3 protein-coding genes and 1 pseudogene are annotated in these 4,045 nt (G+C 68.8%); 3 read left to right on the top strand and 1 reads right to left on the bottom strand.

Going from position 1 to position 4,045, the window contains the following annotated elements; genetic code table 11:
* From YP76_RS28495 to YP76_RS26325, 3 genes and pseudogenes are all read left to right on the top strand, one after another.
* A pseudogene (locus YP76_RS28495) lies at window positions 1-478 on the top strand (hypothetical protein); the annotation flags it as partial.
* Complete coding sequence (locus tag YP76_RS26330; protein ID WP_046766328.1) at window positions 475-2,637, top strand: hypothetical protein; 2,163 nt, start codon at window positions 475-477, stop codon at window positions 2,635-2,637. The pseudogene YP76_RS28495 and the gene YP76_RS26330, both read left to right, overlap by 4 nt.
* 169 nt (window positions 2,638-2,806) lie before the next feature.
* Window positions 2,807-3,670, top strand: coding sequence for an ArdC family protein (locus YP76_RS26325; protein WP_046766327.1), 864 nt, complete (start codon window positions 2,807-2,809; stop codon window positions 3,668-3,670).
* Between the two features lie 84 nt (window positions 3,671-3,754).
* Here YP76_RS26325 and YP76_RS29135 read toward each other — a convergent pair whose 3' ends face one another.
* Window positions 3,755-3,886: a hypothetical protein gene (locus tag YP76_RS29135; RefSeq protein WP_257721804.1), complete on the bottom strand. Its 132-nt coding sequence runs from the start codon at window positions 3,884-3,886 to the stop codon at window positions 3,755-3,757.
* Between the last annotated feature and the right edge of the window lie 159 nt (window positions 3,887-4,045).

Below are 4,045 nucleotides of genomic sequence, written 5' to 3'. Positions count from 1 at the left end.
GGCCGTCGCCGACGCCTTCCGCGCGGCGGTCGCTGCCGCGATGCCGACCGTGCTTCCGCCCACCGCCGAGCAGACGTTGCGCGAAGCGCCCGATCAGGCCGCGCCGCTGATCCCGCTGGCTACCGTGGGGCCGTTGCTCGACGGCGAACAGGATGTCTGGCTCGCCGCCTGCGGGGGCTTCCATAGCAGTCCCTTCGCGGACGCAGGATCACCCTGCGCGCAGCCCTTCTGGGGTTGCCTCGATTGTCCCAACGCCGTCATCACCGCGCGCAAGCTCCCCGCCATCCTGGCTTTCCTCGCGTTCGTCGAAGAGCAGAGGCTGAGCCTGCCCGCGACCGACTGGGCGGCCAAGTTCGGCCGCGTCCATGCCCGCATCACCGCCCAGGTCCTGCCGGCCTTCTCCGATGCCGTCATCGCCGATGCGCGCCGGCAGATGGAGGGCGAACGGCTTTATCTGCCGCCGGAGGCACGCACATGACCATGCCAGCCCATGTCCAGGCGCCCGCCTTCGACGATCGCGCCGTGCTGGCGAGCGCGCCGCTCAAGGCCGGTCACGCCCGCGAAGATCTGTCGCGCGTCGGCGACCCGAGCTGGGATCTCGGTCCCGCCGTCTTCCGCGAGAACGCCCGGCGCTGCCATGTCACCGTGCATTTCGACGTGCTCGAACATGCCGATGTGCAGGCGGCGATGCGCGCCTATCTCTACGCCCGCCTCAACGCCGATCTCCCCGGCTATCGGACGAAGCTACCGCCCGCCTGTATCCGCCAAGCATTCAACCGTGCCCGCCGGTTCTTTGCCTTCGCCCGTGAGCGGCTCGGACGGCTCGACGTTTCCCGTATCGATCAGGCATTGGTCGATGCCTATGCCCGTCATCTTCGTGACGATCCTGCCCGGCGACCCGTCATCGTCGGCCACCTCCTCGAAGTGGTATCCGATCTCTATTACTATCGTGACCACCTCGCTGGCGGAGGCCTTGCATTCGAGCCCTGGGCCGGACAGGCCCCGGCACGCGTCGCGGGCTACCGGCATGTCAGGGAGAACCGCACGCCGCGGTTCCCCGAAGAGGTCATCGCCGCGCTGCTCGCCTGGTCGTTGCGCTACGTCACCGTCTTCGCTGACGATATTCTCGCAGCCCGCCGCGAGCTTGATCGGCTCGAAGCGCGCCGGGACCGCCTTGTCACCGCCGACGCCGGCCTCTCGGACGCTGATCGCCGGCAACGTCGCCGCACCCGCCTGAAGGCCTATTTCGATCGCCGACGCCGCGAGGGGCGCGGCGCACCGATCTGGGCCACCGCTCATAACGGCAAGCTGCGCGTCGATCCGGGCACCGGCACCGTGACCCCACCGATCAACGCCCATCTCCTGCATCTCCATGCCGGGATCGACGCGCAGGCCGAGCCGGGCGCGCATCTCATGCTGACCGGCGGCGAAGCGAGGTTGATCGATGCAGTGGCGGCTGAGCTGGGGGTGGAGGTCGGCGGCATGGACACGCCGATCTCGATCGATCCCGATAGCGGTCGGCCATGGCGCGAGCGCTTCGACGCGAAGACTCTCGCACACGAGGAACGGATGCTCCAGGCCGCCGCTTATATCGTGTGCGCCTATCTGACCGGCATGCGCGACTGCGAGGTGCAGGCGATGCGGCGCGGGTGTCTCTCTATCGCGCGCAGCGAGGACGGCCTGATCGAACGGCATCGCATCCGATCGACCATCTACAAGCGCCGCGCCGCCGCGGGCGAGGCGGCGAGCTGGGTGACGATCGAACCGGTCGCAGACGCGATCGCGGTGCTCGAACGCCTGTCGGCAGGACCGGCGCGCGCCAGCGGCAGCGATACGCTCTGGCCGGTGCTTCGTCCCCGCGCTGTCAGCAAGACGCATCTGTCGAGCGAGGTGGTGCGCCAGCTCAACACCTTCCGCGACCACCTCAACACCGCCTTCGGCAGCCCCGATGAGCCGGTCATCCCGCCCGGTCCCGATGGCAACCCATGGCGCATCACGACGAGGCAGTTCCGGCGCACCATCGCGTGGCACATCGCCAACCGTCCGTTCGGCACCATCGCCGGCATGATCCAGTATAAGCACGCGTCGGTCGCCGCATTCGAAGGCTATGCCGGGACCAGCGCATCGGGGTTTCGGGCCGAGGTCGAGGCGCAGAGGCGGCTCGGTCAGATCGACGATCTGCTGGACTATTTCGACCGGCGCCAGGACGGCGCTTCGCTCGGCGGACCGGCGGGACCACGCATCGCACGGACGCTCGACGATGCCGCCGTCAGACAAGGGCCTTTGCCCGCCATGATCGCCGATCGCGCCCGCCTGCGCGTCATGCTCGCCAGCGTCGCGCGCACCTTCCATGTCGGCCCGCTCGCGGATTGCTTCTTCGATCCCGCGACCGCGCTCTGCCTCAAGCGCGTGACGACCCCCGATCCCGCGCAGCCGCTCACTGCCCTGTGCGAGCCGACCCGCTGTCCCAACGCCTGCATCACCGCCCGCCACAGGCCGGCCTGGGAACGCGCGGCGGCCGATGCCAGGGCGCACTTACGCGAACGGCGCATCTCCGATCTCCAGCGTCAGTCTCTCCAGCGCGAGCTGGATCGCCTGAGCGTGGTGATTGCCGGGATCGACCCTCCCGCGCCGTAGACCACCCCGGCTGTTGGCGGAGTCCTGCGCCGGTCGGCGCGCCCGCGCAACGGCTTCGCCGTCCTTCGCTTCGCTGCGGCCCTGACGGGTGCGCGAGCCCCCCTGTGCCCGGCGCGAACGGGCCTCCGCCGCCGGGGATGGTCCCCGGCGCGAGAACGGAGAACAGATCATGTCAGCCTCACAACGCTCAGACGTCTATGCTCGCGTCACGCAAGCGATCGTCGACGCCATCGAAGCCGGCACCGGCACCTGGCGCATGCCATGGCATCATTCCGGCGCCGACGTCACCCGCCCGACCAACGTCGCCAGCGGCAAGCCCTATCGCGGCATAAATACGGTCTCGCTCTGGGCGGCCGCCTATGGCAGCGGCTATGCGAGCGGGGTCTGGGGCACCTATCGCCAGTGGCACGCGCTCGGCGCGCAGGTCCGCAAGGGTGAGCACGCCAGCCTCGGTGTCCTCTGGAAGGAGTTTCGCGCGAAGGGCGACGACGCCGGCGACGATGACGACCACCGCCGGCTTTTCGCCAAGGCGTTCAGCCTGTTCAACGCCGATCAGGTCGATGGCTATGCGCCCGAACCGGCGCCGGACCTGCCCGAGAGCGAACGCCTCGCCGCCGCCGAAGCCTTCATCGCCGCCCTCGGCATCGATACCGTCTACGGCTCGGCCAGCGCCTATTATCACATCGCCGAAGACCGCATCCACATGCGGGATTTCAGCGCCTTCCACGATGCCCACGGCTTCTACGCCACCCATATTCACGAGGCAGCTCATGCCAGTGGCGCAGCCCACCGGCTCGACCGGGATTTCAGCGCCAAGTGGACCAGGCACGCGCTCGCCATGGAGGAAGCGACCGCCGAACTGACTGCATCGTTCCTGCTCGCCGATCTCGGGATCGCGCACGAACCGCGACCCGATCATGCGGCCTACATCGCCTCTTGGCTGCAACTGCTCAAGGACGAGCCCCGGGCGATCTTCACCGCGGCGAGCAAAGCGCAGGCAGCGGCCGACTGGATGCATGCCCGTCAGCCATGATCCAGCAGCAACCAAAGCAGAGCGTCCGATCCCTCGCGGGCTCGGCCGCTTCGTCGCGCACGGCGATGCGCGGGCTTCGCCCGCTCACCAGCGGACGCCGCTGGCGCGGCGGCGCTGATTTTTCGGACCTCCCTCGATGCGGGTCTGGTCGGCGCTCCCTGCTAGGCCCGCCACGGCGCGCCGCAAGCCCGGCTTCGCCGAGCTGCTCCATTTCATTTCGCCCCTCCGGGTGCGGCCCGCCGTTTGCGCGGGCCTCTCCGGTCGTTCTCGCCGCCCACCCCCGCCTCGGGGGAGCCATGGGGTTTTTGGGCAGTGCTGGAGGCACCGATGGTTTTCACCTTCCAACCACCATTTTTCGCTGGACTGTCAGGATAT

It is taken from the genome of Sphingobium chungbukense, from assembly GCF_001005725.1.
GTDB classification, from domain to species: Bacteria; Pseudomonadota; Alphaproteobacteria; order Sphingomonadales; family Sphingomonadaceae; genus Sphingobium; species Sphingobium chungbukense.
Note: the sequence above shows the minus strand (reverse complement) of the source record. Positions and strands in the feature narration are given on the sequence as shown.

Coding starts and splice junctions, on each gene's coding strand:
- YP76_RS26330 (WP_046766328.1), top strand. CDS start 475: ATGACCATGCCAGCCCATGTCCAGGCGCCCGCCTTCGACGATCGCGCC.
- YP76_RS26325 (WP_046766327.1), top strand. CDS start 2,807: ATGTCAGCCTCACAACGCTCAGACGTCTATGCTCGCGTCACGCAAGCG.
- YP76_RS29135 (WP_257721804.1), bottom strand. CDS start 3,886: ATGAAATGGAGCAGCTCGGCGAAGCCGGGCTTGCGGCGCGCCGTGGCG.